The 26654-nt window shown below is 69.3% G+C and carries 23 protein-coding genes; 13 read left to right on the plus strand and 10 right to left on the minus strand.

What is annotated here, in order from left to right; all coding sequences use genetic code 11:
• The first annotated feature begins 155 nt into the window (after positions 1–155).
• From D7V93_RS02065 to D7V93_RS02085, 5 genes are all read left to right on the plus strand, one after another.
• Positions 156–2180, plus strand: a complete 2025-nt coding sequence (locus D7V93_RS02065; RefSeq protein WP_120641735.1) for an amylo-alpha-1,6-glucosidase — start codon at positions 156–158, stop codon at positions 2178–2180.
• 33 nt (positions 2181–2213) lie between these two features.
• On the plus strand, positions 2214–3518 hold the full coding sequence (locus D7V93_RS02070; protein ID WP_120641736.1) for a PQQ-dependent sugar dehydrogenase: 1305 nt from the start codon (positions 2214–2216) through the stop codon (positions 3516–3518).
• Between the two features lie 66 nt (positions 3519–3584).
• The gene (locus D7V93_RS02075) at positions 3585–4532 is read left to right on the plus strand and encodes a hypothetical protein (protein WP_147451009.1); all 948 of its coding nucleotides are present in this window, start codon (positions 3585–3587) and stop codon (positions 4530–4532) included.
• A gap of 49 nt (positions 4533–4581) precedes the next feature.
• Complete coding sequence (locus D7V93_RS02080; protein WP_120641738.1) at positions 4582–5025, plus strand: EVE domain-containing protein; 444 nt, start codon at positions 4582–4584, stop codon at positions 5023–5025.
• Positions 5022–5612 (plus strand): DUF4291 domain-containing protein, encoded by a 591-nt coding sequence (locus D7V93_RS02085; protein WP_120641739.1) that lies wholly within the window; start codon positions 5022–5024, stop codon positions 5610–5612. The genes D7V93_RS02080 and D7V93_RS02085 overlap by 4 nt, the downstream gene beginning before the upstream one ends.
• A gap of 86 nt (positions 5613–5698) precedes the next feature.
• Here D7V93_RS02085 and D7V93_RS02090 read toward each other — a convergent pair whose 3' ends face one another.
• Positions 5699–6238, minus strand: coding sequence for a nuclear transport factor 2 family protein (locus D7V93_RS02090; protein WP_120641740.1), 540 nt, complete (start codon positions 6236–6238; stop codon positions 5699–5701).
• A gap of 247 nt (positions 6239–6485) precedes the next feature.
• Here D7V93_RS02090 and D7V93_RS02095 point away from each other — a divergent pair, with 247 nt between their 5' ends.
• Complete coding sequence (locus tag D7V93_RS02095) at positions 6486–7442, plus strand: AraC family transcriptional regulator (RefSeq protein WP_158623622.1); 957 nt, start codon at positions 6486–6488, stop codon at positions 7440–7442.
• A gap of 28 nt (positions 7443–7470) precedes the next feature.
• Here D7V93_RS02095 and D7V93_RS02100 read toward each other — a convergent pair whose 3' ends face one another.
• Genes D7V93_RS02100 through D7V93_RS02130 form a run of 7 tightly spaced genes read right to left on the minus strand, consistent with a single transcriptional unit; the run spans position 7471 to position 13632 of the window.
• On the minus strand, positions 7471–8655 hold the full coding sequence (locus D7V93_RS02100) for a hypothetical protein (protein WP_147451010.1): 1185 nt from the start codon (positions 8653–8655) through the stop codon (positions 7471–7473).
• 52 nt (positions 8656–8707) lie between these two features.
• Positions 8708–8995, minus strand: coding sequence for a putative quinol monooxygenase (locus tag D7V93_RS02105; protein WP_120641743.1), 288 nt, complete (start codon positions 8993–8995; stop codon positions 8708–8710).
• Positions 8996–9015: 20 nt separating this feature from the next.
• Positions 9016–10023, minus strand: a complete 1008-nt coding sequence (locus D7V93_RS02110; RefSeq protein ID WP_120641744.1) for an aldo/keto reductase — start codon at positions 10021–10023, stop codon at positions 9016–9018.
• Positions 10024–10068: 45 nt separating this feature from the next.
• On the minus strand, positions 10069–11262 hold the full coding sequence (locus D7V93_RS02115; protein ID WP_120641745.1) for an MFS transporter: 1194 nt from the start codon (positions 11260–11262) through the stop codon (positions 10069–10071).
• Positions 11263–11271: 9 nt separating this feature from the next.
• Positions 11272–12093 (minus strand): hypothetical protein, encoded by an 822-nt coding sequence (locus D7V93_RS02120; protein WP_120641746.1) that lies wholly within the window; start codon positions 12091–12093, stop codon positions 11272–11274.
• A gap of 18 nt (positions 12094–12111) precedes the next feature.
• Positions 12112–12786, minus strand: a complete 675-nt coding sequence (locus tag D7V93_RS02125; RefSeq protein WP_120641747.1) for an HAD family hydrolase — start codon at positions 12784–12786, stop codon at positions 12112–12114.
• Between the two features lie 18 nt (positions 12787–12804).
• Positions 12805–13632 (minus strand): AfsA-related hotdog domain-containing protein, encoded by an 828-nt coding sequence (locus D7V93_RS02130; RefSeq protein WP_158623623.1) that lies wholly within the window; start codon positions 13630–13632, stop codon positions 12805–12807.
• Between the two features lie 448 nt (positions 13633–14080).
• On the opposite strand from D7V93_RS02130, the gene D7V93_RS02135 reads away from it, so the two are divergent.
• The 5 genes from D7V93_RS02135 (at position 14081) to D7V93_RS02155 (ending at position 22714) form a co-directional block, all read left to right on the plus strand.
• Positions 14081–15436, plus strand: coding sequence for a class I adenylate-forming enzyme family protein (locus D7V93_RS02135; protein WP_120641749.1), 1356 nt, complete (start codon positions 14081–14083; stop codon positions 15434–15436).
• 23 nt (positions 15437–15459) lie between these two features.
• On the plus strand, positions 15460–16212 hold the full coding sequence (locus D7V93_RS02140; protein ID WP_120641750.1) for an SDR family NAD(P)-dependent oxidoreductase: 753 nt from the start codon (positions 15460–15462) through the stop codon (positions 16210–16212).
• Positions 16206–16559 (plus strand): acyl carrier protein, encoded by a 354-nt coding sequence (locus D7V93_RS02145; RefSeq protein ID WP_120641751.1) that lies wholly within the window; start codon positions 16206–16208, stop codon positions 16557–16559. Before D7V93_RS02140 ends, D7V93_RS02145 begins: the two co-directional genes overlap by 7 nt.
• Positions 16560–16620: 61 nt before the next feature.
• Entirely contained in the window at positions 16621–22053 is a 5433-nt protein-coding gene (locus D7V93_RS02150; RefSeq protein ID WP_120641752.1) for a type I polyketide synthase, read from the plus strand.
• 40 nt (positions 22054–22093) lie between these two features.
• Positions 22094–22714, plus strand: a complete 621-nt coding sequence (locus tag D7V93_RS02155) for a hypothetical protein (protein ID WP_120641753.1) — start codon at positions 22094–22096, stop codon at positions 22712–22714.
• Between the two features lie 14 nt (positions 22715–22728).
• Here D7V93_RS02155 and D7V93_RS44740 read toward each other — a convergent pair whose 3' ends face one another.
• Positions 22729–23046, minus strand: coding sequence for a response regulator transcription factor (locus tag D7V93_RS44740; protein ID WP_158623624.1), 318 nt, complete (start codon positions 23044–23046; stop codon positions 22729–22731).
• Positions 23047–23564: 518 nt separating this feature from the next.
• Between D7V93_RS44740 and pheA the strand changes: the two genes are divergently transcribed.
• Both pheA and D7V93_RS02170 read left to right on the plus strand, forming a co-directional pair.
• Positions 23565–24704, plus strand: a complete 1140-nt coding sequence (gene pheA / locus D7V93_RS02165; RefSeq protein WP_120641755.1) for a prephenate dehydratase — start codon at positions 23565–23567, stop codon at positions 24702–24704.
• Positions 24697–25527: a prephenate dehydratase gene (locus D7V93_RS02170; RefSeq protein WP_120641756.1), complete on the plus strand. Its 831-nt coding sequence runs from the start codon at positions 24697–24699 to the stop codon at positions 25525–25527. Before pheA ends, D7V93_RS02170 begins: the two co-directional genes overlap by 8 nt.
• Here the strand turns inward: D7V93_RS02170 and D7V93_RS02175 are convergent.
• A complete protein-coding gene (locus D7V93_RS02175) occupies positions 25517–26653 on the minus strand; it encodes a 3-deoxy-7-phosphoheptulonate synthase (RefSeq protein ID WP_120641757.1) in 1137 nt (378 codons plus the stop codon). The genes D7V93_RS02170 and D7V93_RS02175 overlap by 11 nt on opposite strands.
• Between the last annotated feature and the right edge of the window lies 1 nt (position 26654).

A 26654-nucleotide genomic window follows, 5' to 3' on the forward strand; every position in this document is an offset into this window, starting at 1 on the left:
GGCGGGGGCTTCCGTGAGCACCCTCTCCCATACCGTGGTGTCCAGTGACGGGCCCGCCAAGGCGGGATGGGCACGCCGACGGTTCCGGATGAGGGACGGCGGCCACTGCCCGGACAGACCGCGCTCGTGTTGACGGGCGAGGAGGAGACGAAGGCGTGAATGCCCCTGCCCTGCCCCGCCTGTCATTCGACTGGAAGGACGGCGCTGACTTCGGCGTCGGCGTGTACCACGAGTGGCTGATGACCAACGGCCGCGGGGGCTACGCCTCCGGCACGGTGGTGGGCTGCAACACGCGCCGCTACCACGGCCTGTTCATCCCCACGCTGGAGAAGCTGGGCCGCACGGTGTTGATGGCGCGGCTGGAGGAGGTGGCCCTCGTGGAGGGGCAGCGCTACCGGCTGTCGTCCGAGGAGCACGCGGACGGCACGGCCGTGGAGGACGGCGCCCGCCACCTGCGGCACTTCCACCTGGAGGGGCTCATCCCCGTCTGGGATTTCGCGCTGGGCAAGGCCCGGCTGCGGCGGCGCTTCGTGATGGTGCACGGCGAGGACACGGTGTTCCTCCAGTGGGAGCACCTGTCCGGCCCGGAGGTCACCCTGCACCTGCGCCCCTTCCCGGTGCTGCGCCCCCACGACGGGCCACTGCTCGCGAGCGTTCCGGAGGCCATCGTCACGCTGCGCGGCCCGCGGGTGGAGCTGCGCAACGGGGAGGACGGTCCGCGGATGCGGCTGCGGCTGTATTCGGACGGGCCCACGCCCTTCGTGAGCCTGGGGGAGACGTCCCGGCCGCAGCACCTGCGCGTGGAGAAGGCACGCGGATATGACTTCACGGAGGTGCAGCACTCGCCGGGCTATTTCACCGCCACGCTGAAGCCGGGCGGCACGCTGGGCTTTGGACTCACCACGGAGAGCGCGGCGCACCTGGAGCGGGAGCCGGCCGTGGTGTTCGAGCGCGAGCTGACGCGGCAGCAGCGGCTCCTGGAGCGCGCCCCGGAGTCCGCGCGCACGGGCGTGCCGGCGCGGCTGGTGCTGGCGGCGGATCAATTCATCATCGATCCGCCCCGCCCGGCGGACGCGGCCTGGGCCCGGTCGATGGGACTGGACGCGCGAAGCGTCATCGCGGGCTACCCGTGGTTCACCGACTGGGGCCGGGACACGATGATCAGCCTGGACGGGCTGACGCTGGCCACGGGGCGCCACCGCGAGGCTGCGGCCATCCTGCGCACGTTCGAGCACTACGTTCGCGACGGGCTCATCCCCAACTACTTCCCGGACGGGGAGAACGAGGGCGTCTACCACACGGCGGATGCGACGCTCTGGTTCTTCCACGCGGTGGACCGCTACCTGGAGGCGACCGGGGACGAGTCGCTCCTGCGCGACCTGTTCCCCACGCTGAGCGACATCGTGGCGCACCACCAGAAGGGCACGCGCTTCAACATCGGGGTGGACCCGGCGGACGGGCTCTTGCGCCAGGGCCAGGAGGGCTACCAGCTCACCTGGATGGACGCGAAGGTGGACGGCTGGGTGGTGACGCCACGCCGGGGCAAGGCGGTGGAGATCAACGCGCTGTGGTTCAACGCCCTGCGCCTGATGGCGGGCTGGGCGCATCGGCTGGGCCAGGACGCGGGCCCCTACCAGGCCGCCGCCGAGCGCGCTCAGGCCAGCTTCAACCAGCGCTTCTGGAATGAAGCGCGCGGGTGTCTCTTCGACGTGGTGGACGGAGAGGACGGCCGCGAGGACCCGCATGTGCGGCCCAACCAGGTGTTCGCCATCTCCCTGCGGCACCCGGTGCTGAAGCGCGAGCGGTGGGCGCAGGTGCTGGACGTGGTGCGGCGAGAGCTGGTGACGCCCGTGGGGCTGCGGAGCCTTGCGCCCGGGAGCAAGGACTACAAACCGAAGTACGACGGCGACCTCAGGACGCGCGACGCGGCCTATCACCAGGGCACGGTGTGGGGCTGGCTCATCGGGCACTACGTGGACGCGACGCTGAAGGTGACGCCGGACCTGAAGGCGGCGCGCGCGCTGCTGGCGGGCATGGAGGACCACCTGTCGCATGCGGGCATCGGGCAGATCTCGGAGATCTTCGACGCGACGGAGCCCTACCGGCCGCGCGGCTGCTTCGCCCAGGCGTGGAGCGTGGCGGAAGCGCTGCGGGTGTTCAGCAAGACGAATCTCGGGTGACGCTCGGACCATTTCAACGGAGAGTTGCACGCCATGCGCACTGGACTCGCGACCGCGGCCTTCGCCGCCCTCCTGCTGAGCACCGCCCCCGAAGCGAATGGACAGACGGCCCGACCGAAGGCGGGCCAGGAAGGCAACCTGGCCCCGGGCCGCGCTGGCGACAGTCAGCAGTCCGTGCCGCGACAGGGTGACATCCCTCCGGGCGCCCCCGTGGAGACGGCGCCGCCCAACGTCCCGGAGTTCAAGCCCGCGTTTCCGGGACAGACGCGCGCGCCCGCGGTGAAGACGCGCACGCCCCTCGTGGTGACGGAGCTTGCCGCGGGACTCAACAAGCCCTGGGCCATTGCCTTCCTGCCGGATGGCCGCTTCCTCGTCACGGAGAAGCCCACGGGCTCGCTCCTCATCGTCACCGCCGCGGGGAAGAAGTCGCCCCCGGTGGCGGGCGTCCCCAAGGTCGATGGTCGGGGACAGGGCGGGCTGCTCGACGTCGAAGTCGGGCCTGACTACGCGAAGAGCGGGCTCATCTACTGGACCTATTACGAGCCGCGTGAAGGCGGCAACGGGCTCGCGGTGGCGCGGGCGCGGCTGGTGGACGGCCCCAAGCCGCGCCTCGAAGGCCTCCAGATCATCTTCCGCATGCAGCCCACGCTCGAGTCGACGCTTCACGCGGGCGGGCGGCTCGTCTTCACGCCGGACGGCAAGCTCTTCGTCACGCTGGGCGAGCGTTCCATCCTCCCGGGCCGCGTCCAGGCGCAGGACCTCAAGAGCGACTTCGGGAAGATCGTCCGCATCAACCCGGATGGCTCCATCCCCCAGGACAATCCCTTCGTGGGCCGCAAGGACGCGCGGCCGGAGATCTGGTCCTCCGGCCACCGCAACGTCCTCTCCGCGGCGCTGGATTCGCGGCAGCGGCTCTGGACCGTGGAGATGGGACCGCGCGGCGGCGATGAGCTCAACCGTCCCGAGGCCGGCAAGGACTACGGCTGGCCCACGATTGGCTATGGCGAGGAGTATTCCGGCGAACCCATTCACAAGACGACGCAGGCCGCCGGCATGGAGCAGCCTGTCTATTATTGGGACCCGGTGATTTCACCCTCGGGGCTCACCATCTACTCGGGAGCGCTGTTCCCGGAGTGGAAGGGGAACTTCTTCATCGGTGGCCTGTCCAGTCAGGCGCTCGTGCGGCTCGTGGTGAAGGACGACCGCGTGGTGGGCGAGGAGCGCCTGCTCACGGAGCGCGGCGAGCGGATCCGCGAGGTGGTCCAGGGCCCCGACGGTGCGCTCTACGTGCTCACGGACGACTCGAACGGCCGCCTGTGGAAGCTCACGCCGGGTTGACGTCCCAATTCCCGACGTGACTATAACGCTCTCTGGGTGGTGGAGGACGTCACCCAGGGGGGACCCGTGTTCAAACTGCTCAAACTCATCCACCAAGGCAATTGGCCCCTGGTGCTGGGACTCCTGGCGCTCGGCATCTTCATCTCCTGGCTCGTCTCCTCGTCGGAGGAGCGGGCGAAGCACGAGGACTCCACTCCAACGCCCAGGGGGCCCACGGAGTCCGCCAACGACACCCTCCTGGGCGCCTTCCAGCAGGACCCGGCCGAACTGCCGCCTCCGACGCAGGGGCTCGCCGCACTGGGGAAGTGGAAGGCCGCCCTGGTGCTCCTCGCGGCGGGACCGATGCTGGCGCTCGGGGTCGCCATGGTCATCCACCGCGACGACGGGGGCCAGCTCCACGTCGTGGCCGTCAGCTCCAACCCCGAGCAGGATGTCTGGCTGTGGGTGGATCAGGCGCGGGCGGTGCCGACCCTGCACGTCAGCCAGCACCTCGCTTTTCCGGTGTCGAGCGGGCGCCACGTCGTGGCGCTCAGGGACGCGGCGATGAACGAATCACAGCGCTTCATCATCGACATCCGCGCGGGCGACAACCTCCTGTTGTCCGTTCATCCGGACCTGTGCGCCGTGCAGATCGACATGTCGACCCTGACCTACGGCCGGCCCACGCGCTCCACTCCGACATTGATGGGAGGCGTCGACGTGCGGACGCTCCCCGTGGAGGCCCGCTTCATCGACCCGACGGTCCCCGTGGACATCCCCCGGGACACCTGGCTGTCCTTCCAGGAGATGCCGGACGCACTGGAGCCGGGCCGGACGGCCGGCCTGCTGACGCCCCTGCCCTGCTCCCTGGCCCAGGACGACCGCAGCACCTGGGCCGCGGTGAGGAAGCTCCATCCCGGGATCAACGACGCGGCACTCCGGGTGGGCTACACAGAGGAGGATCCCACCCGGCGTGAGGTCACGGCGATGGACAACGGGCAGCTGCTCGAGCTCTTCCAGCGCCAGCGCCCCTGACCACTCGTCGCTGGCCTCGCCCACCCCGCCCTGCGTAGGGTGCGCCGTCATGGCGACTCCGCGGTACTGGTTGATCAAGAGCGAGCCCTCCGTCTACGCGTACGCGCAGCTCGCGGCGGACGGAAGGACGCAGTGGACGGGCGTGCGCAACTTCGAGGCGCGCAACAACCTGCGGGCCATGACGCCCGGGGACCTGTGCCTCTACTACCACTCCAACGAGGACAAGGCCGTCGTGGGCGTCGCGTGCGTGCTCACGAAGCCGGGGCCGGATCCCACCGCGCCCGGTGAGGACTGGGCCTGCGTGGACGTGGGGCCCGTCGTGGCCTTCACCGCCCCGGTGACGCTGGCCACCATCAAGGCCACGCCCGCGCTCAAGGACTTCCCGCTGCTCACCCGCAGCCGCCTGAGCGTGACGCCCACCCCCACGGAGCACTTCCAGCTGCTCCTGAAGATGGGCCGCACGAAGCTGCCGAAACCCAAAGCCCGGCCGTGAGCGCCGCGAGAGAGGTCCGCGCCGACTTCGACAGCGCGTCCATCGTGGTGTACCAGGCCTATCCGGACGCCATCGCGGACGTGGCGGTGGCGCAGCAGAAGTTCGGCCCGCCGTTCTCCCTGGGCCGGATGACGTGGATCAAACCCAGCTTCCTGTGGCTGATGGAGCGCTCCAACTGGGGCCGCAAGAGCGGCCAGGAGCGCACGCTCGCGGTGCGCATCAAACGCACAGGCTGGGAAGAGGCCCTGGCCAGCGCCGTCCTCACCAGCTACGAGCCCAGGGTCCACGGCTCGAAGGACGCGTGGCGCCAGGCGTTCGACGCCGCGCCCGTCATCGTCCAGTGGGATCCAGAGCGCACGCTGAGAGGCGCCGGCCTGCCCCACGACAGCATCCAGGTGGGACTGAGCCGCGCCATCATCCAGCGCTTCGTGGAGGAATGGACCGTCTCCATCACGGACCTGACGCCGCTCGTGCGGAAGCTGCGCAAACACCTGGACGACGGCCGCGCGGATCAGGCCACGCGCCTGCTGCCGAAGGAGGCGGTCTACCCGGTGCCGCCGGAGCTCACCCACCGGCTGGGGATGTAGCGGGGGCTCTCAAGGACAACCGTTGGATGAGGCCACCGCATCCCAGGAGGACAAGCCCTCCTGGGACGCGATGTTGGAGCAATTGCTTACTTCTTGCTCGCGTCGATGAAGCCGGCAGAGTCCTCGTAGAAGTGGTACTCGAGGATCTTGCCTTCCTTGACGATGATCTTCAGCGCCCAGTCGCTGGCGTACGGCTTGCCCGTCGAGCGGATGTTGTGCACGAAGGAGCCGCTGGCGTACGCCACGTCGCCCTCGCCGATCAGGTGCTCCACCGAGAAGGCCTTCGTGTCGAAAGCCTTGCCCATGTTCGTGACGAACTCCTTGGCGCCGGCCTTGCCGGTGTAGGAGCCGTGCAGCTGCTCACCCTTGCGGTCAGACGCCTTGCGCACCGCGGTGATGGCCGCGTCCGGGTGGAAGGTGTTGATGACGCCGTCGGCATCGCCCTTGCCGAACGCGTCGAAGAAGCTCTTCAGGACCTCGGCGGAGCTCTTGGTGGTGGTCGTGGCAGCAGCGGTCATGGTCTTGCTCTTGGTGGTGGCGGCCGCGGGCTTGGTGCCCTCCGCGGCGGCCTGGGTGGACAGGGTGAGGGCGAAAACGAGGGCGGTCAGCGAAAGACGTGCCTTCATGGGTATGGCTCCTGAGGAGTGAGTGGGACGCGCACCCGGGAACAACCGCTGTCCCGGTCGAGTCGCGCGTGGGCGAGAGGTCCCGCTGGGGGGTGGGCTCGACTGTCGTCTAGATAAGGGACAACGAACGCCACGAACAATGAGCGAAACGCTCGATTTTCAGTCCAAACGTCTCACGCCAGTGGATGCCTGGGAGGATGGCGTTATGATTGACCCGTCGAGGCCTGAAGCCCGAGGAGGGGTGCGCATGGACGTCCTGGCGAACGTGTTGGGTGTGACCCAGTTGGGAAACACGATGCTCTGCCAGTCGGAGCTGCTGGCGCCGTGGGGGCTGGACATCAACGCCCACACCAAGACGGCCGTCCACCTCGTGCAGCGCGGCGTCTGCTGGCTGCACCTGGAAGGCGGTGAGCCCATGCGGCTGGTGCCGGGAGACCTGGCCCTCGTGGGCTCCGGCGTCCGCCACTTCCTCACCGACTCCCCCCACGGCCCCGTGGAGCCCTGGGAGGAGGCGCTGACGCGGATGAAGGACCGGCTCGCGGCCGAGCCGCCCTCCTCGACCGCGGACTGCACCTCGCTGCTGTGCGCGGCCTATGAGTTCGAACAGGACGGCCAGCACCCGCTGCTGGCGCTCCTGCCCCAGCTCATCCGCCTCCACGTGGACTCGTCCGACGACAGCGGCCAGTTCCAGGCCCTGGTGCGGCTGCTGTCCCACGAGTCCGGCCGCAAGCTGCCGGGCTCGGAGATCATCATCCCCCGGCTCGTGGACAGCCTGTTCGTCTTCATCGTCCGCGCCTGGCTGGACAGCCAGCCCGTGGGCGCGGGGGGCTGGTTCGGCGCGCTGCGCGACCCGCAGATTGGCCGCGCCCTGTCCCTCATCCACGAGAGCCCGGAGCAGCCGTGGACGGTGGAGAGCCTGGCCGCGCGCGTCGCCCTGTCTCGCGCGGCCTTCGCCCGGCGCTTCGGCGAGCTGGTGGGAGAGCCCCCCCTCAAGTACCTCACGCGCTGGCGGATGAGCCTGGCAGCGAAGATCTTGAAGACGACCCGCGAGTCCGTGGACGAGGTCGCCACGCGCGTCGGCTACGACTCCACCACCGGCTTCGGCAAGGCCTTCCAGCGCCACCTGCGCGTGTCGCCCGGGCGCTACCGCATGGACGCCATGCCCGAACAGGCCGAGCGCCCCCGCCCGATGGCGGAGGGCTGAAGGCCCCCCGCGCGGGGCCACGGAGCGCTCAGGGAGGCGAGTACTGGAGCCCCATGGCGACGTTGTTCGCCACGCGGGAGCCCAGCCACTGCCGGGCGGCGTCGAGCCCCAGGCGCAGGTTGTAGCCACTCAGGTGGTAGGACACCGACAGGTCCGCCGCCTTGAGGTTGGACAGCTGCGGCTGCAGGGGGCTGGCGTAGGCCTGCTCCCAGCGGATGCCCACCTGCGTCCGCCCCGGGCCCAGCTGGAGGTGCGGCAGGTACGCGGCCGTGATGGCATACGCGCGCCGGTACGAGCGGTGCTCGTCGTACTCGTAGTAGCCCACGTCGAAGGTGGCCGTGCCCAGGCCGGGCCCGAGCCGCTTCTCCGCGAACAGGTCCGCCGTCACCGCCCAGAGGTTGTCCACCCGCGTGGGCAGGGGCTGCACCTGCGCCGCGTCCACCGCGAGGGGAAGCACGCTGGAGGCCCCCGCGCCCGCCACGGGCGTCCAGGTGCGGCCGTCGTGCTGGTACTGCATGGCCACGCCCACCGACACCACGTCCTTCTCCCCCAGGTACGACGTGGAGACGAAGTAGCCGGGCTCCCGGTCCAGGAAGCTGAAGCTCACGCGGCCCGTCAGCCGGGGCGCCGCCTGGCCCAGCTCCAGCTGGTGCGCCATCAGGTGGTACTTGAAGAAACCCTGGCCCACGGAGCCCCAGATGGAGAGGCCGGTGTCGCGCCCGAAGGGGCCGTTCTCCCCACCGATGCGGCGCACCCCGTCGTAGATGCCGGGATAGCTCCAGATGAGGTTGCGGAACGGGCCGCTCAAGTTGAAGCGATCGAACGGCACCACGAAGCGGCCCGCCCAGATCTGGAACGGCTCCGCCAGCTTGAACATGCCCACGGTGTCCAGGATCCGGGGCTGCGCGTTCTCGAAGCTCTGCGCGTAGGCCACCGCGCTGAACCCATACGAGAACCAGGGCGTGAGCTGCCCGCCCACCCCGGGGACCACGAGGATGGAGTCCAGGGTGTAGTCATCCAGCCGGGCCTGCCGCCCCACGAGGACGCGGGAGTCCAGCCGCGCCTGGAGGCGGAACACCAGGGGCGGTGGCGCGGGCGGGGCCGGCGCCACGTCCTGCGCGACGGCAGGCGTTGCCTCCGGCTCGGGCGCCGCCATGGCTCCCAGGGGAAGCCCCAGCACTGCGAGCGCCACCCGGGTGGAAAGGACTCTCACTGCACGATGCATGTTCATGGCGGCGGCGTCTCGCTGGGAGCCTTGAAGGGGCTCAGACCGTCTTGAGCTTCATGACCTGGGTGCCCGCCGTCAGCCCCAGGGAGAAGTAGTTCCGGGTGTGTTCCAGCTCCATGTGGACGCGCAGCGCATCCCGGTTCTGGAAGATCTCCCAGAGCACGAACCGGCCCGGGTTCTCCAGGTCCTCCAGGATGCGGAACAACACACAGCCCGGCTCCTTGACGGTCTCCGTCACCAGCTTGTTGAGCGCGGCCTTGATCTCCACTTCCTTGCCGGGCTTCGCCGTGATGAAGGCGGTCATCTCCACTCGTTCGTCAGACATCGCGTAGTCCTCTTCCTGGCCTAGCGGCCAATGCCCTTCATGGCGGCTTCCGGATAGCGCGTCCCCGCCACCTGGGTCGCGTCGATGGCCGTGGTGATGCGTTCGACTTCGGCGGCGCTGAGCGCCAGCGCTCCCGCCGAGAAGTTCTCCCGCAGGTACTTCTCCCGGCGCGTGCCGGGGATGATGTGGATGTGCTCTCCGCGCGACAGCACCCAGGCGAGGGCGAGCTGGGACGGGGTGCACTGCCGCTCGGCGGCGATCTCCTTGAGCTTCTCCAGCAGCGCCACGTTGCGCTGGAAGTTCTCCCCGGCGAAGCGCGGCATGAACTGCCGCACGTCCCCGCTCTGCTTCACGTCCGAGGCGTTGAGGGACGTGGTGAGCAGCCCCCGGCTCAGCGGGCTGTAGGCCACGAACGCCACGCCCAGCTCCTTGCACGTGGGCAGCAGCTCCGCCTCCGGGTCCCGCGACAGCAGCGAGTACTCGGTCTCCAGCGCGGCGATGGGGTGCACCTTGTGCGCCCGGCGCAGCGTGTCCACGCTGACCTCGGACAGCCCCAGGTGGCGCACCTTGCCGGCCTTCACCAGCTCCGCCATGGCCCCCACCGTGTCCTCGATGGGCACGGACGGGTCCTTGCGGTGCACGTAGTACAGGTCCAGGTGGTCCACGCCCAGCCGCTTGAGGCTGCGCTCGCAGGCCGCGCGGACGTACTCGGGGCTGTTGTCCACGCTGCGCGCCAGGCCGCCCGCCGCGTCGCGCACGATGCCGAACTTGGTGGCCAGGAAGACGCGCTCGCGCGGCACCGTCTTGATGAAGCGCCCCAGCAGCTCCTCGTTGGTACCGCCGCCATACATGTCGGAGGTGTCGAAGTGCCGGTAGCCCAGCTCGTTCGCCAGGGCCAGGATGCGAAGGTTCTCGGTGTCGTCCGACGGGCCGTAGAACTCGCTCATGCCCATGCAACCCAAGCCCACGCGCGGCAGGCTCGTGCTGCCCAGCTTCCCCAGTGACACCGTGCTGCGGACGTCAGTCATTGTGTTCCCTCTCCACGGAATGCTCTTCCACGCCCTGCCTGCGCATCACGTCGCGGTCCGAGCCAGGCTCGGGCGGGGGCTGCTGCCCACCGCGCCCAGCACCAGCGTGCCCAGCGTGGCGGCCCCGGCCGCGGCCATGACGCCCTTCCAGCCCCAGCGCTGCCACACCGACCCGAGCGCGTAGCTGCCCAGGCTGCCTCCCGAAAGACAGCTCAAGAGGTACAGCGACGAGGCGGCCCCCATCTGCTGCGGCTGGATGGCGGTGGTGACGTCATAGAACACCGCCGGCTGGCAGGCATACACGCCCGTGTAGAGGACGAGCACGCCCAGCATCACCGCGACGACGTTCTGGAACAGCAACATGATGCCGAACGAGGCGAGCACCAGCACCACGCCGGTGCGCACCACGCGGCTGGCGCCATAGGCCTGCGCCAGTGCGCCAGCCTTGGGGGCAATCACCGCCCCACCGAGGCCCGCGAGGCTCAGCCAGCCAATCTGTCCCACCGTCAGGCCGAACGGAGGAGCGACCAGGTAGAACGTCAGCGTCGTCAGCGCGCCCAGGTAGGCGAAGAACAGCAGGAAGCCCGCCACGTAGCGGCGCACGATGTGCGGCATCGTCAGCAGCTTCAGCGACCGCCCGTACTGCGCCCCCAGCGACGGCTTCTGTCCGGGCAGCGCCGGCAGGGCCCGGGCGCGGAAGAGCGCCGCGGCCAGCAGGATGACGGGGACGCTGTAGCCCATCATCGCCGCACGCCAGCCGAACATGCCGGTCAGGATGCCCAGCACCGTGCGGCCGACGATGAGGCCCGTCACCGTCGCGCTGAGGCACAGGCCCAGGTAGGCGCCCGCCTTCCCCGGCGGAGCGATGCGCGCCATGTACGGGAACATGGGGCTGACCATGCCGCCGGCGAAGGCGCCCATGAGCCCCATGCCCACGTTGAAGAGCAGGAAGCTGGGCGCCGCGCCACACAGTGCCACGCTTCCCGCGAGCCCCAGCGCGCTGAACATGGCCATGCGCGTGAGGTTCACCCGGTCGGTCAGCGGCCCCAGCAGGAAGAACGCCACCGCGTACGTGAGGCTGCAGTAGCTGAACGAGACGCGCACGTCGGTGATGGGAATCCCGAAGTCGGCGCCGATCTGCTGGAAGATGGGCTGCACCATGATGATGGAGCCCAGCGCCAGCAGGATGGCGGTGAACGGCGTCACCACCTGCCACTTCGTGTTCGAGTCGGTGCTCATCGCGTCCCCCTACCCTCTCGTCTCGAGTCCCTCGAACGGCGCGGGACCCGACTTGAGCTGGGCATGGACATCCCCGCCGAGCCCGTGGTGGCCAATGGCCCCGCCGAAGCTCATCTGGGAGCTGATCCACAGGACGATGACGTCGATGATGCGGTTGGACTGCGGCCCCGGCGGGAACGGGTTGGGCATGCGGGCGGAGTACGTCGCCTTGCCCTCCGCGTCCGCGATGAAGACGTTGGGAATGCCCAGGGGGCCCGGACGCACGGTGTCCTGGGGCCGGATCTCATGCCGGCGCAGGCCCATCACCGTGTAGAGGCTGTGGGGAATCATGCCTTCGAACACGAAGGAGAAGTCCGCGTAGGTGTCCCCCACCTCGATGGTCATCGTCCCCTTGGCCTTGCACCACTGCCCCAGCGTGATGGGCGAGGTGATCTTCCGCCCGTCGATGGGGCGGTAGTCCGGGATGTACGCCTCGTGCAGCGGCAGCGACGGCCGCACCACGCTGTGCGCGTGGGGCATCTGCTCCGGCGCGAAGACGAGCTTGTAGTTGTTGCACGCCAGCGGCAGCGACACCGTGTGCAACACCTCTTCGCTGGTCGCGAGCTCGTCCGAGGAGAGCTGGCGCACCACCTTGTAGGGCGCGAGCTTCCCGAACTCCGGCACCGGGCTGTCCACGGCGACCACCGCCGCGGTCCACTTCATCGTCAGGTCTTCCTGGATGACATTGCCAATGACGATGAAGTTCCCATCCTTGTCCATGATCTCACTGGGAGGATAGGGAGGGCCCTGCGTCGTCAGCTTGAGGGCGGAGACGTGTTTCTGGGTAGGCATGGCGTTTGATTCCAATCCTCAGTGGGCCGAAAGAACCCGCCAGCTGCGCTCGCGCGCGACCTTGAGCATGGCCGGCGAGTCACCCACGACGACGGGGTTGCCCACCTTCTCCATGAAGCAGATGTCCGACACGTGGTCGCCGTAGGCGTAGCACGCATCCAGCTGGATGCCCTTGCCCGCGATGTAGCGGGAGATGACCTCCCACTTGCCGTCGCCAATCACCTGCTGGAGCAGCGTGCCGGTGTAGAGGCCGTCCTTGACCTCCAGCTCCGAGCACAGCAGCAGGTCCGCGCCGACGTAGGAGCAGATGGGGCCGAGGATGTCCTTGAACGACCCGGAGACGAGCACCAGCTCCGCGCCGCGGGACTTGTGCTCCTTCTGCTCGGAGTACGCCGACGACACGAACAGGTCGCCCCGGTCCATGACCTCCTGGAGCCAGGTCTTCGCCGCCGCCTGCAGCTCCGCCTGGGAGATGCCCGCGAACATCTCGTAGAAGCGCTTGTTGAGGGCAGCCCGGTCCGCGGTGGGCGTGTTGGCCTCGTTGATGGCCTGGAACTCCTTGCGCTTCTGCTCCGCTTCCGGCCGCGACGCGTACGGCGTCTTGTACAGGAAGTAATCCATGAACGTGATCATGCTCTTGAAGCGGATCAACGTCTCATCGATGTCCGAAAAAACGATGTAGTTCTTGCTCATGGTGGCGGAAGTCCTGGTTCAGGCGTCGATTTCGTTGAGAGGAGAAAGACCGGGCGCGAGCTTGACGAGCGCGAGCCGGGACAAGAGCCCTTCACGCGCACTCAAGAGGGCCTTGTCGAAGGCGGCGTACTTCACGAAGACCTCGGTGATGCACACCCCGACCTGGAAGAACTCGACCTTGATGTCGAGGAACACCGCGCCCGTCTGGCGCGTGTCACCGCGCTCCGCCACCACCTTCATCGTGATGTCGGTCGGCAGGGGGAAGCCGAAGGTGTGGTACGTGATGTTGTATTCGTTGAGGACGAAGTAGTAGGGCCGGCCGATCTGCTCGAGCCAGAACTTCTCCGTCGCCGCCAGCAGCATCTGGCGCGACGCCTCGAAGAACACCACGCCCTGGAGGTGGTGCCCGGTGACGTGGTCACCCATCTCCGCGCAGTCGTCATCCAGGACCAGGTAGGAGCGGTAGAGGTTCTCCGCCTCGTCCTTGAAGGGGTTGGTGATGATGGTGTTCCGGTCGTAGTGCTTGTGCGTGTACTTGCCGGGGCAGCGGTCGCGGATGCGGGCCTCCTGGATGGAGACGCGGTCGCGCGCGGGGCTCTGCCGGATCCGCTCCTCCAGGAGGGTCAGCCGCTCCAGGGACACACCCTGTCCCACGATGAGCGCGGCCGGCCGCTCCAGCGCGTCCTGCGCCAGCAGGCGCTCCAGGTTGGAGACGGTGATGACGCCGGGGTTCTCTCCCGCGAAGGAGACGAACTTGTCACCCACGACGTGCAGCGGCAGCGGCGTGACCTGGACCGGCCGCTCCGCCAGGGCCGGCACCTCGTTGGCGCTCGGGGCGTCAACCAAATCGGTCAGGGGCGCCTTCCGGCGCGTAGGATCAACTGTAAACATGCGTTTCCCCCTTCTTCCCCATCTGTCCTGCAACCAACGACTCGGGATGCTTTGCTACGAGCCGCGTCAGGATGCACGTTCACCCGTTTATGTCCTCCACGGGATGACATCGGGCGTAGGGCATGGCCGGCCTGGAATCACCTTCCAAGATGTCAGAAGCAATTCCTGGCGCCCTGTGAAATGAATCACACCCTGTGAAATGAATCACACCCATTTGTAGACAGCCAGGCAACACGCGAGCCGTGAGCGCCATCCTGCGTCAGCGAACGGATGACATGAACAGGCGTGCGTGTTGTCTTTCAAAAAGTTTTCTAGTGTCTCAGCACGATTCAGGGAGCGTCCGGGGACTTGTCTGTCTCCGCGTGGCGCCCGGGATCGGGATTATCTAGAGGGGATGAGAGAAATGCTTGGGGAAAAGACCGATGTGCAGTGGCTATTGGAGCGTCTGGAGTCCCAGGGCTCGCGACCTGCGTTGATCTGGGATGGCCAGGAGGTCTCCTATACCGCGCTTGTGACGCGGGTAAAGGGCTGGCTCGCGGAGCTCCAGAAGCATTCCCTGACGCCGGGCACCTCCGTGGCGCTGCGCGGGGACTACAACCCGGAGACGTGCGCGCTGCTGGTCGCGCTGGTGCTCAACCGGAACATCGCGGTGCCGCTGGCCCCCACGGTCAAGACACTGAAGGAGTTCCTGGAGATCGCCGAGTGCGATGCGCTGTTCGAGTTCCAGGGCACGGAGCTGCTCGGCGTGACCAAGCTGTCACCCGCGACGCAGCACCCGCTCAACACCTGGCTCAAGGAGCAGGGCGTCCCGGGGCTCATCCTGTTCAGCTCCGGGTCCACGGGCCGCAGCAAGGCGTCGCTGCTCGACTTCGAGAAGATGCTCCGCAAGTTCAAGAAGGCCCGGGCCGGCAGCCGCACCCTCACCTTCCTGCTGCTGGATCACATTGGTGGCATCAACACGATGCTGCACGCGCTCACGTCCGGCGGCACCATCATCCCGCTGACGGAGCGCTCGCCGCAGTCGGTCTGCTCCACCATCGAGAAGCACCGGGTCCAGCTGCTGCCCACGACGCCCACCTTCCTGAACATGCTGCTCATGTCGGAGGCGTATCGTCAGTACGACCTGTCGTCGCTGGAGGTCATCACCTACGGCACGGAGCCCATGCCGGCGGCGACCCTCAAGCACCTGCACGAGGTGTTTCCGCACATCAAGCTCAAGCAGACCTACGGGCTGTCGGAGCTGGGCATCCTCCAGACGAAGTCCAAGGACGACGCGTCCCTCTGGGTGAAGGTCGGCGGCGAAGGCTACGAGCTGAAGGTCATCGACAACATCCTGTGGATCCGCGCCGAGTCCGCGATGGTCGGCTACCTCAACGCGCCCTCGCCCTTCAACGACGAGGGCTGGTTCAACACCGGTGACGCGGTGGAGGTGGACGGCGAGTACATGCGCATCCTCGGGCGCAAGTCGGAGATCATCAACGTGGGCGGGGAGAAGGTCTATCCCGCGGAGGTGGAGAGCATCCTCCTGCAGCTGCCCAACGTGACGGACGCGACCGTCGTCGGGCGTCCCAGCCCCATCACCGGCAACGTCGTGGTCGCCAAGGTCACCGTGCGCGAGCCGGAGGACGTGTCCGCCCTCACCAAGCGGCTGCGCCAGTTCTGCCGCAGCCGGCTGGACGCGTACAAGATTCCGGTGGCCGTCGAGGTGGTGGAGGGACGGCTGCATGGGGACCGGTTCAAGAAGGCCCGGGTCGGCTGACAAGCATTGAGAGGGGGTTCAACGTGTCCACAAACGCAGAGAGTCGTTCCAAGGTCGTCATCGTCAGCGGCGGAAGCCGGGGGCTGGGCCAGGCACTGGTGACCAGCTGTCTGGAGCGCGGCTTCATCGTCGCCACCTTCAGCCGCTCGGAGAGCCCGTTCGTCACCAACCTGCTCAAGCAGGATCCGGAGCACCAGCGCTTCCTGTGGGAGTCGGTGGATGCCACCGACCCGGCCGCGTTGAAGACGTTCGTCAACAAGGTCGCGTCCACCTATGGGCGGGTGGATGCGCTCGTCAACAACGCCGGGGTGGGCATCGACGGCATCCTGACCACGATGCGCACCTCGCAGATCGAGCAGGGCATCGACTTGAACCTCAAGTCCGCCATCTACCTCATCCAGGCGTGCTCCAAGCACATGCTGCAGCAGCAGTCCGGCAGCATCATCAACGTCTCCTCCGTCAACGCCGTGCGGGGCCACTCCGGCGTCGCGGTGTACAGCGCGACGAAGGCGGCGCTGGACGGACTGACGCGCAGCCTGGCGCGCGAGCTGGGGCCCAAGCACATCCGCGTGAACTCCGTGGCCCCGGGCTACTTCGAGAGCGAGATGGTCGCGGACCTCACGCCGGAGGCCAAGCAGCGCATCATCCGCCGCACGCCGCTGGGGCGGCTGGGCACGGCGGACGACATGGCGCAGGTCGTCCAGTTCCTGCTGTCACCGCAGGCGTCTTTCATCACCGGTCAAACCATCGTTGTCGACGGGGGAATCACATGCTGAGCCAGGGTCCCAACGCGCAGGAGTTGCAGAAGCTTGTCGTGGAGCACATCTCCTCCATCCTCGAGGAGAAGGCGGCCGAGGAGGGCAAGGTGCCCCAGGTCACCCGCGAGAACCGGCTGGGCCCGGACCTGGGGCTGTCGTCCCTGGACCTGGCGCAGCTCGTGGCCTCGCTGGAGATCCGCCTGAAGGCGGACCCCTTCCAGGAGCTGGTGCCCATCACCAGCGTCCGCACCGTGGCCGACCTGTGCGGCGCCTACGAGCGGTTCTTCTCCGGAGAGAAGGCCGCGGAAGGCCCGTCCGACGCGCTGCTCGAGAGCAAGCGTCGCGCCGAGGCCCGCCGCAGGTAATCCCCGTCGTTTCCTGGCTTCACCCTCCCATCGCTCCCTTGCTGCTTCCGGAAGAACCGTCATGAGTTCGTTTGATCATCTCAAAGGCGTCGCAATCATTGGCATGGCGTGCCGCTTCCCGGGCGCCAGGGACCTTGACTCGTTCTGGAAGAACCTGTGCGAAGGCAAGGAGTCCATCTCCTTCTTCAGCCGGGAGGAGCTGGCGGAAGCCGGGATCCCCGAGCAGGTGCTGGACACGCCCGGCTTCGTCCCCGCCACGCCGTATCTGGAGGACGTGGACAAGTTCGACGCCGGGTTCTTCAGCTACACCGGGCGGGAAGCCACCTTCATGGACCCCCAGCAGCGCCTCTTCCTGGAGGTGGCGTGGGAGTCCTTCGAGAACGCCGGCTACCACCCGGAGTCCATCCGCTCCCCCGTGGGCGTGTTCGCGGGCTCCGGTGGCGTGGTGACCAGCTACCTGGCCGCCTACCAGCAGCGCGCGCCGGAGCTGCTCGGGCCCACGGGCAGCGTGCAGCACATTGGCAACGACAAGGACTTCGTCGCCACGCGCGTGTCCTACAAGCTGGACCTGAAGGGGCCCAGCATCAACATCCAGACCGCGTGCTCCACCTCGCTGGTGGCGCTGCACCTGGCCTGCCGCAGCGTGCTGGACGGCGAGTGCGACATGGCGCTCGCGGGCGCGTCCACCATCCGCTTCCCGCACAAGAACGGCTACGTGTACCAGAGCGAGGACATCCTCTCTCCGGACGGGCACTGCCGCGCCTTCGACGAGAAGGCCCAGGGCACCATCTTCGGCAGCGGCGTGGCCGCGGTCCTCCTCAAGCCCCTGCGCGCGGCGATGGAGGACGGCGACACCATCTATGCCGTCATCAAGGGAACGGCCATCAACAACGACGGTGGCCAGAAGGTCAGCTACGGCGCGTCCAGCGTGCCCGGCCAGGCCATGGCGATGCTGGAGGCGATGACGCTGGCGGACGTGTCCCCGGACACGCTCGGCTACGTGGAGTGCCACGCCACCGGCACGACGGTGGGCGACCCGCTGGAGGTCCAGGCGCTCACGCGCGCGTTCCGCACCGGCACCGCGCGCAAGAACTTCTGCGGCATCGGTTCGGTGAAGACGAACATCGGCCACCTGGAGCAGACGGCCGGCATGGCCGCCCTCATCAAGACGGCGCTGACGCTGCACCACCAGCGCATCCCGCCCACCATCAACTTCCAGAAGGCGAACCCGAAGCTCGGCCTGCCGAGCAGCCCCTTCTTCATCCAGACCCAGCTGAGCGACTGGCCCGCCCCGGAAGGGCACCCGCGCCGCGCGGGCGTCAACGGCCTGGGCCTGGGCGGAACCAACGCCTTCGTGGTGCTGGAGGAGGCACCGGTCCGGCCGCCGCGGGAGAAGGCCCCCTTCGTCGAGCGTCCCCTCCACACGCTGGCGCTGTCCGCCCGCAACGAGGCGGCGCTCGCCCAGAGCGCGGAGCGCTTCGCGCGCTACCTTTCGGCCCACCCCGACGCGGACCTCGCGGACGTCTGCTTCACCGCGAGCACCAGCCGCACGTTCTTCGAGCACCGCCTGGCGGTGTCCGCGCGCTCCGTGCAGGAGCTGGCGACGCGGCTCGCGACGGCCGGCGGGGATGAGCCTGTCGCGGGTGTCGCGAAGGGCACGGGCCGGCAGCGCCCGGTGGCCTTCCTCTTCACGGGCCAGGGTGCGCAGTACCCGGGCATGGCCGCGGAGCTCTACCGGACGCAGCCCGTCTTCCGCGCGGCCCTGGACGAGTGCGACGCCCTGTCCCGGCCGCACATGGACCGGCCTCTTCTGAGCGTGCTGTTCGCGGAGGGCGACGACGCGAAGCTGGTGAACGAGACGGGCTACACGCAGATCTCCCTCTTCGCGGTGGAGTACGCGCTCGCGGCCCTGTGGGGCTCGTGGGGCGTGAAGCCCGACGTCGTCATGGGCCACAGCGTGGGCGAGGTGACGGCGGCCTGCGTGGCGGGCGTCATGGGCCTCGCGGACGCGCTCAAGCTCATCTCCCACCGGGGCCGGCTGATGCAGGGCCTGCCCCGCACGGGCGGCATGGCGGCGGTGTTCGCCACCGAGGCCCAGGTCCTGGAGCTGATCACGCCCCACGGCGACCTGCTGTCCATCGCGGCCAGCAACGCGCCCCGCAGCACCGTCGTCTCCGGTGACAAGCAGGCCCTGGCCGAGCTGTTCCAGGAGCTGACCCGCCAGGGCATCGACTTCAAGGAGCTGGTCGTCTCGCACGCCTTCCACTCGGCGCTGATGGACCCCATCCTCGACCCGCTCGAGGCCGTGGCCGCTGGCATCCGCTTCCAGAAGCCCACGCTCAAGGTGGTGTCCAACCTCACCGGCCGCTTCATGGAGGAGGCCCCCACCGCCCGCTACTGGCGCGACCATGCGCGGGGCGCCGTGCGCTTCTCGCAGGGCATGCAGACGCTGCGCGAGGCCGGCTACGAGCTGTTCCTGGAGGTGGGCCCCGGCTCCAGCCTCCTGGGGCTCGGGCGGCAGTGCGTGTCGGAAGGCCCGGCGCAGTGGCTTGCGTCGCTCAGCCGCCAGAAGGGCGACTGGGAGGTGCTGTCGGAGAGCCTGCGCGCGCTCTACGTGGGCGGCCACGCGGTGGACTGGACGGGCTTCGACGCGCCCTTCGCGCGCCAGCGGCTGCCGCTGCCCACCTACCCCTTCCAGCACAAGCGCTACTGGGTGAAGGAGGCCAGCGCCACGGGCCCCGTGCGCCGCGGCAAGGCCTCGCATCCCCTGCTGGGCGAGCGGCTGCGCTCCACGCTGAAGGAGGCCCAGTTCGAGGCCCACTACAGCCTGGACGAGCTGGCGTACCTGGATGACCACCGCATCTTCGGTCTGCCGGTGCTGCCCACCACGGCCGCGCTGGAGCTGGTGACGTCGGGCGCCCGCGCCCACTTCGGCGTCAACGACGTGGTGATGGAGCGCTTCCTCTACGGCGCGGCGCTGGTGCTGCCCGAGGAAGGCAGCCGCGTCATCCACCTGGTCATCACCCCGCTGGACGAGAAGCGCGCCGCGTTCAAGGTCTTCAGCACCGACGAGCGGCCGGGCGCGCCCTGGGTCCAGCACATCGAGGGCGAGCTCATGCCTCGGCAGGCCGCGGTCGGTGAGGACGCGCAGGCTCCGGCCGCGGCGCTCGCGGCCCTGAAGGAGCGCTGCGCGAAGGCCATCCCCGTGGAGCGCTTCTATCCGGCGATCCGCGACATGGGCCTGGAGTACGGCCCGGCGTTCCGTGGCATCCAGGAGCTGTGGCAGGGCGCGGACGAGGCGCTGAGCCGTGTCCGGCTGCCGGAGCACGTGGCGGCGGAGCCCTACGCGTTCCAGCCCGCGTTCCTGGACGCCTGCCTCCACATCTACCCGGCCCTGGCGGACGCCTACGGCGACTTCACCGTGCCGCCGGACGACCTGCGGCGCACGTTCCTGCCGCTGAGCATGGAGCGCTTCGTCTCGCTGGAGACGGGCGTTCGCGAGGCGTGGGTGCACGCCCAGCGCCGTCCGGGTGACACCGCGGACACGATGGTCGTGGACCTCCGGCTCCACGCGGAGGATGGGCGCCTGCTCGCGGTGATGGAGGGCCTGCAGGTCAAGCGCCTCACGCAGGAGGCCATGCAGCCCGCCTCCGTGTCGTCGGGCGATCCCCTGGTGGACTCCATCATCCAGCGCAACTGGGAGGAGCGCCCGTCGCTCGCCGTGCCGGCCCGCAACAAGGACGCGCTGCCGAACCGCTGGCTCATCTTCGCGGACCGGGGCGGCGTGGGCCGCGCGCTCGCGGAGCAGCTGCGCGCGCTGGGGGAGAAGTGCCACCTGGTGCATCCGGACGTGACGCTGGTGGACGGTGAGCGCCACAAGCCCATCGCGCCGGACGAGCCCAAGCTCTTCCACCGGCTCATCCGCGACTACTTCGGCGTCCCCGGCATCTCCTACCGCCACGTCGTCTACCTCTGGGGGCTGGATGCGCCCTCCTCCGAGCGGATGGCGCTGGAGCAGCTCGCGGGCAGCGAGGCGAGCACCGTCGGCAACGCGCTGCTGCTCATCCAGGCCGTCTCGGTGGTGAACTCGGTGACGGGCGCCGCGCCCCGGCTGTGGTTCGCCACGCGCAACGCCCAGGGCCCCACGCCCGGCGTCGGTGCCGTGGAGGTCGCGCAGGCGCCGCTGTGGGCGCTCGGCTCCGCCATGGCCCTGCGCCATGCGGACCTGTGGGGCGGCGTGGTGGACCTCGAGCGTCACGCGGCCGGAGGCACGGCGGACGACGCCGCCGCCCTGCTGGCGGAGATGTGGAACCCGGATGGCGAGGACCAGGTCGTCCTCCGCGGCAGCAAGCGCTTCGCGCCCCGGCTGACCCGGGCCCAGAAGCCCCGTCCGGAACAGGGCACGCCGCTGTTCAAGGGCGACGCGACCTACCTCATCGCCGGAGGATTGGGCGCAACCGGCCTCCAGTTGGCGGAGTGGATGGTGGCCCAGGCCGGCGTGCGGAACCTGGTGCTGGCGGACGCGAAGCCCCTGGATGACACGAAGGCGCGTGCCATCGAGGCGCTGACGAAGCGGGGCGCGAAGGTCCACGTGACCCAGGCGGACCTCACCCAGGAGGCCGACACGCGGCGCGTGTTCGCGGGACTGGAAGGGATGCCGGCGCTCAAGGGCGTCTTCCACTGCGCCTCCGCGCGGCAGGAGGACTTCCTGGACATGATCGTCTGGAAGAAGTTCGCGGCGGGACTCGCGCCCAGGACGCGGGGCGCGTGGCTGCTGCACGAGCACACGCGGACGCTCAAGCTCGACCACTTCGTCCTCTTCTCCTCCACCCAGAGCTGGCTGGGCTCCGACACCGGCGCGAACGAGGCCGCGGGCGGCGCGTTCATGGAGTCGCTCGCCCACCTGCGACGCTCGCAGGGCCTCCCCGCCACGGTCATCCACTGGGGCGCGTGGGACCTGCCCGGCCGGACCCACGCGCAGGGCGAGGCGGCCCATGGCGTCCAGGCGCTCAAGTCCGGTCATGCCCTGGAGGCGCTGGACTACCTGCTGCGCCACGACCTCGAGCAGGCCGCGGTGACGACCACGGACTGGGCCGTGTGGACCCAGCAGTTCAAGGGCGGCGCCCCGGCGCTCTACTCGTCGCTGGGCAAGGGCGGCACGCAGAAGCGCCGGACGCAGCGGGCGGGAGAGGATCCGCGCCTGCTCCGGCAGCGCATCCAGGCCGCGTCGGAGGCCGAGCGCCGCGACGTCATCGTGGAGGTGGTGCGCAAGCAGGTGACGGACGTGCTCGGCGCCGACGAGCCCATCGCCACGGATGCACCGCTCGTGGGCTTCGGCTTGGACTCGCTCGTGTCGGTGAACCTGGTCAACCGGCTGGAGCCCGCGCTGGGCGTGCCGGTGCCACTCGCCAAGCTGCTGCAGGGCGCCAGCATCCAGGCGCTCGTGGACGAGCTGTTCCCCGCCTTGCGTCCCGCTGCCAGCAGGGCCGCCTGAGCCCCTTGAGTCCCCATCCCCGAAGAACGGAGCACGTGTCATGAGTGGACCAGGGCCCGCGCGGTACCTGCTGCTGAACTACATGAAGCTGGAGGTCCGGGACGTCCCGGACGTGGTCTCCGTCCTGCGCCAGCCCCGGCCCACCGACGCGCGCTTCCCGCGCGCCGTCTACCGGCACGAGGCGGGGGACCGGCTGATGGAGTTCGTCGCCCTCCCGGATCCGTCCGGGCTGGGCGACCTCCTGGGGGATGCGGCCTGGCGGGAGGTCGAGGCCGTGGTGCGGCCCCGGCTGTCCGTGGACTACCGCCGGCAGCTCCACGAGCTGCGCGACGTGGTGAAGGTCTCCTCCCCCGTGCCGGACGCGGAGCACCTGCAGCTCATGCGCAGTGAGATTGCTCCGGCGGCGCTGCAGGACTACCACGCGTGGCGCCGCGACAGCCTGTTCCCCACCGTGCGCGGCCACGGCCAGGTGGTGGGCTTCTCCGCCTACCACTCCGTGCTGAGCACGGAGCCGGGGGCCCTGTTCCTCACCCAGCTCTCGTGCCCCTTCGCGGAGTACCTGGAGCGGCCGGAGACGGCCGTCTACCAGGAGCACCTGAAGCACGCCGCCACGCGCTTCACGCTGGGCGCGCAGCACACTTCCAACTGGACGCGCGTCTGAGCCAGCCGCCCGGCCTACAGGATGACCGCGTCCGAGCCACAGTTCTTGCACTGCAGGTGCACGGTCATCTCGCGCACGAAGGCGACGAGCGCGCCCACCGCGTCATCGCAGTTGAGCTTGCGGTAGATGCGCGTCCAGTAGAGCTTCACGGTCGGGTAGGCGATGCCGAGCTCGGCCGCGATCTCCTTGCTGGTCCGCCCCTTCGAGACGAAGCGCGTGAAGACCTCGCTCTCACGGGCGCTCAGCCCCTTCTGCTGGGCGTAGGCGATGGCGATGTCGCACAGCCGGTCGCGGGTCCCCGTCGTGCAGCACGGGGTGCGGCGAGTCGTCACGGCAGGCGGCTCGGTCACAGTGGCGGCACTGTGCGCCTTCTCGGGGGGGTCGTTTTGAGCCGTCACCATGATCTCCTGGAATGTGCGGATGGATGGGGGGATGGAACTTGCCGCAGACCTGCTTCCGCTCCCCTCATGTCCCGATTTCCGGGTCTCGCGTGCCGGAGGAGACTGCCTCGCGACCCTCGACCGTGACATGAAACTTTCCGTTCACTGACACCCTGTCCCCCACTTCCTTGACCCGGGGTGAACTATGGGCCAACGCGTCTAACCGCACAAGCATCACGTAAAGTACGATTATCCCGTTACTCGTTGGTCTTCCGTCCCTCTACGGGTGACCTCGGATCAGCGGATCCACGCCAGACGTCTCGAAATCCACGCCACTCGTCTCGCATCACGAGCCGTGCGACTTCGAGGCCGTGCATGCACCTGGACGAAGGTCGCGGATCAGGCCACCCGCCTGCTGGGGGTGTGACGCAGGTGGTCCGCTCCCTGACGCGAATTGTTATCTTCTCGCGATGACGGACATCCCCGACCTGGACACCCTGCGGACGGCGCTCGAGCGCGTCGACGAGGACATCCTGGACGCGCTCCAGCGGCGCATGGCCCTGGCGGACGACGTGGCCCGCGCCAAGCTGGCGACGGCCTGGCCCTTCCGGGACCCGCAGCGCGAGGACCTGCTCCTGCGCAAGCTGCGCGGGCGGGCAGCGGAGCGGGGCCTCGATCCCCACGAGGTGGAGCGCCTCTACCGCGTCATCCTGGACATGTCCGTGGCCCGCCAGCAGGCGCTGGTCACCCGGCTGGACACCACACCGCTGCGCGTGGGGTACCTGGGCGTCGAGGGCTCCTACAGCCACCTCGCCGCGCGCCAGCGCTACGCCCAACGTCCGGGCGGCGTGCTCCTCACGGGCTTCGACTCCGCGCGGCACGCGGTGGAGGCCTTGAAGCGCGGCGAGCAGGACCTGCTGCTGCTGCCCATCGAGAACACCACCGCGGGCAGCATGAACGAGACCTACGACGTGCTCGCCGCCGGCGATGGCGTCATCACCGGCGAAGTGGTGAGCCAGGTGGACCACCGGCTCCTGGGCGTGAAGGGCGCGAAGCTGGAGGACCTGCGCGAGGTGCTGTCGCATCCCCAGGCGCTGGCGCAGTGCGAGGACTACCTGCGCACGCACGTGCCCTGGGCGCGCGCGGTGCTGGGGCCTGACACCGGCGTCGCCGCCCGCACGGTGGCGGACCGCAACGACGTGACGGTGGCCGCCATCGCCAGCGAGTCTGCGGCGAACCGCTTCGGCCTCGTGGTGCTCGCCAGCGACCTGCAGCCCGGCGCGGACTTCACGCGCTTCGTGGAGGTGGGGCGCCAGCCCACGCCGCTCGCGCCGGACGTGCCCTGCAAGACGTCCCTGATGGTGGTGCTGGAGCACCGCCCGGGCGCGCTGGGCCAGGTGCTGCAACGGCTCACGCAGCGCGGGGTGAACCTCTCCAAGCTGGAGTCGCGCCCCATCCCCGGCGCGCCGTGGCAGTACCGCTTCTACCTGGACGTGGAGGGCCATGCCGCGTCCGCGGCGGTGACGGCGGCGCTGGAGGATCTGCGCCCGCTCACCTCGTCGTTGCGCGTGCTGGGCACGTACCCGCGCGCGGAGCCCATCGATGGCTGACGACGCCCCCCGCATCGCCTTCCAGGGCGAGCGCGGCGCGTACGGAGACGAGGCCGCGCGCGCCTTCTTCGGCGCCTCGGCGGTGCTGGTCCCCTGCCCCACCTTCCGCGCCGTCTTCGAGGCGGTGGCCGAGGGTCGCGTGGACGGCGGCGTCGTCCCCATGGAGAGCGCGCTCGCGGGACCGGTGGCGGAGGTGGTGGACCTGGTGCTGGAGTTCACCCCGCGCCTGTCCGGTGAGCTGCGCCTGCGCGTGCGCCACTGCCTGCTGGCCCCACCGGGCAGTTCGCTCGACAGCCTCACCCGCGCGCTGTCCCATCCCCAGGCGCTGGCGCAGTGCGCGGGCTGGCTGCGCAGGCACCACCTGCAGCCAGTGCCGGAGGTGAACACCGCGGTGGCGGCGCGGCGCGTGGGCGAGGAGGCCCCGGCGGGCACGGCGGCCATCGCCAGCCGGGCCGCGGCGGACCTCTACGGCCTCGCGGTCGTCGCGGAGGGCATCGAGGACTCGCCGGACAACGCCACCCGCTTCCTCGCCGTGGGCCCGGCCCTGCCGTCACGGCCCGGCACGCGGTGGAAGACCTCGCTCGTGCTCACCCTGAACGACGGGCCCGGCTCGCTCGCGGTCGTGCTGGGGGCCTTCGCCGCGCGAGGCGTCAACGTCGCGCGGCTGGAGTCACGCCCCGGCGGCGTCCGCGCCTGGGACTACCGCTGGTGCCTGGACGTGGACGGCGCGCAGGACGTGCCCGACGTGCGCGCCGCCCTGGACGAGGCCCGGAGCGCATCCACGTCGCTCCAGGTCCTCGGCAGCTACACGGTCAGCGACTGACCTGCGCGGCCGCGGCCTTCGTGCCCAGCCCGTCGCCGTTCTTCACGGCCTCCATGTACGCGCCGCGCACGATGGTCGTGTAGCGCTGCAGCGCGCCCAGCTGCTCCAGGCGCAGCGCCTGGGGTCCGTCGCACAGGGCGATCTCCGGGTGCGGGTGGAAGTCCACCAGCACCATGGACGCGCCCGCGATGAGCCCCTGCCCGATGGCGTGGAAGATGTCCGGCAGCCCGTCCGGCGGGGCCTCCGCGCGCCCGATGGCGTGCGACGGATCCACGCACACCGGCATGCGGGTGAGCCTGCGCACCACGGGCACGTGCGCGAAGTCCACCATGTTGCGGTGCGGGTCGCCCAGGTGCGTCTTCACGCCGCGCAGGCAGAAGACGATCTTCGGGTTGCCCTCGCTCGCCACGTACTCGCACGCGTTGAGGGACTCCTCCAGCGTGATGCCCATGCCGCGCTTGAAGAGCACCGGGAAGGCGCGCTGCTGGCCAATGCTCTTGAGCAGCTCGAAGTTCTGCGCGTTGCGCGTGCCCACCTGGAGCATGACGCCCGTGGGGTTGCCCGCCTGCTTGAGCGCGTCGTTGATCTCGTCGATGTGGCGCGGGTTCGTCACCTCCATCGCGACGACCTTGATGCCGTGCTTGCCCGCGGACTCGAACACCCACGGCAGGCACTTGGCGCCCAGGCCCTGGAACTCATAGGGGTTGGTGCGCGGCTTGTACGCGCCCATGCGCGTGGTGTTGATGCCGCAGCGCGCGAGCGCCGCCATCATCGAATCCACGCTCTCCAGCGAGTCCACCGCGCACAGGCCCGCGAAGATGTTCACCGAGCGGTCGTCGAAGGTGACGCCGTTGTATTCGAAGCCCGCCGTGGTGCGCTGACCGCCGTGCCGGCCGATGATCCGGTACTTCTGCGACACGCGCACCACCTGGCGCACGCCGGGCAACTGCTGGAAGGGCTCCAGCGGAACCTGCGCGGTGGAGCCCAGCAGGTACAGCTCCGTGATGGTGGACTCCGCACCCTGGACCACGTGCGCGCGGGGGGTGACGCCCTCGTACTGCGAAGCGAGGTGGAGGACGGCGTTCACGACGGATTCCGGGGAATCCGGCTCGAGCATCACGATCATG

This window comes from Corallococcus llansteffanensis, from assembly GCF_003612055.1.
Lineage (GTDB): Bacteria > Myxococcota > Myxococcia > Myxococcales > Myxococcaceae > Corallococcus > Corallococcus llansteffanensis.

Excerpts from the sequence above, each read along its gene's own strand:
- D7V93_RS02155 (WP_120641753.1), top strand. The coding sequence starts at position 22,094 with ATGAGTGGACCAGGGCCCGCGCGGTACCTGCTGCTGAACTACATGAAG.
- D7V93_RS02135 (WP_120641749.1), top strand. The coding sequence starts at position 14,081 with ATGCTTGGGGAAAAGACCGATGTGCAGTGGCTATTGGAGCGTCTGGAG.
- D7V93_RS02125 (WP_120641747.1), bottom strand. The coding sequence starts at position 12,786 with ATGAGCAAGAACTACATCGTTTTTTCGGACATCGATGAGACGTTGATC.
- D7V93_RS02095 (WP_158623622.1), top strand. The coding sequence starts at position 6,486 with ATGGACGTCCTGGCGAACGTGTTGGGTGTGACCCAGTTGGGAAACACG.
- D7V93_RS02150 (WP_120641752.1), top strand. The coding sequence starts at position 16,621 with ATGAGTTCGTTTGATCATCTCAAAGGCGTCGCAATCATTGGCATGGCG.
- D7V93_RS02120 (WP_120641746.1), bottom strand. The coding sequence starts at position 12,093 with ATGCCTACCCAGAAACACGTCTCCGCCCTCAAGCTGACGACGCAGGGC.
- pheA (WP_120641755.1), top strand. The coding sequence starts at position 23,565 with ATGACGGACATCCCCGACCTGGACACCCTGCGGACGGCGCTCGAGCGC.
- D7V93_RS02170 (WP_120641756.1), top strand. The coding sequence starts at position 24,697 with ATGGCTGACGACGCCCCCCGCATCGCCTTCCAGGGCGAGCGCGGCGCG.
- D7V93_RS02070 (WP_120641736.1), top strand. The coding sequence starts at position 2,214 with ATGCGCACTGGACTCGCGACCGCGGCCTTCGCCGCCCTCCTGCTGAGC.
- D7V93_RS02145 (WP_120641751.1), top strand. The coding sequence starts at position 16,206 with ATGCTGAGCCAGGGTCCCAACGCGCAGGAGTTGCAGAAGCTTGTCGTG.
- D7V93_RS02080 (WP_120641738.1), top strand. The coding sequence starts at position 4,582 with ATGGCGACTCCGCGGTACTGGTTGATCAAGAGCGAGCCCTCCGTCTAC.
- D7V93_RS02105 (WP_120641743.1), bottom strand. The coding sequence starts at position 8,995 with ATGTCTGACGAACGAGTGGAGATGACCGCCTTCATCACGGCGAAGCCC.
- D7V93_RS02090 (WP_120641740.1), bottom strand. The coding sequence starts at position 6,238 with ATGAAGGCACGTCTTTCGCTGACCGCCCTCGTTTTCGCCCTCACCCTG.
- D7V93_RS02110 (WP_120641744.1), bottom strand. The coding sequence starts at position 10,023 with ATGACTGACGTCCGCAGCACGGTGTCACTGGGGAAGCTGGGCAGCACG.
- D7V93_RS02175 (WP_120641757.1), bottom strand. The coding sequence starts at position 26,653 with ATGATCGTGATGCTCGAGCCGGATTCCCCGGAATCCGTCGTGAACGCC.
- D7V93_RS02115 (WP_120641745.1), bottom strand. The coding sequence starts at position 11,262 with ATGAGCACCGACTCGAACACGAAGTGGCAGGTGGTGACGCCGTTCACC.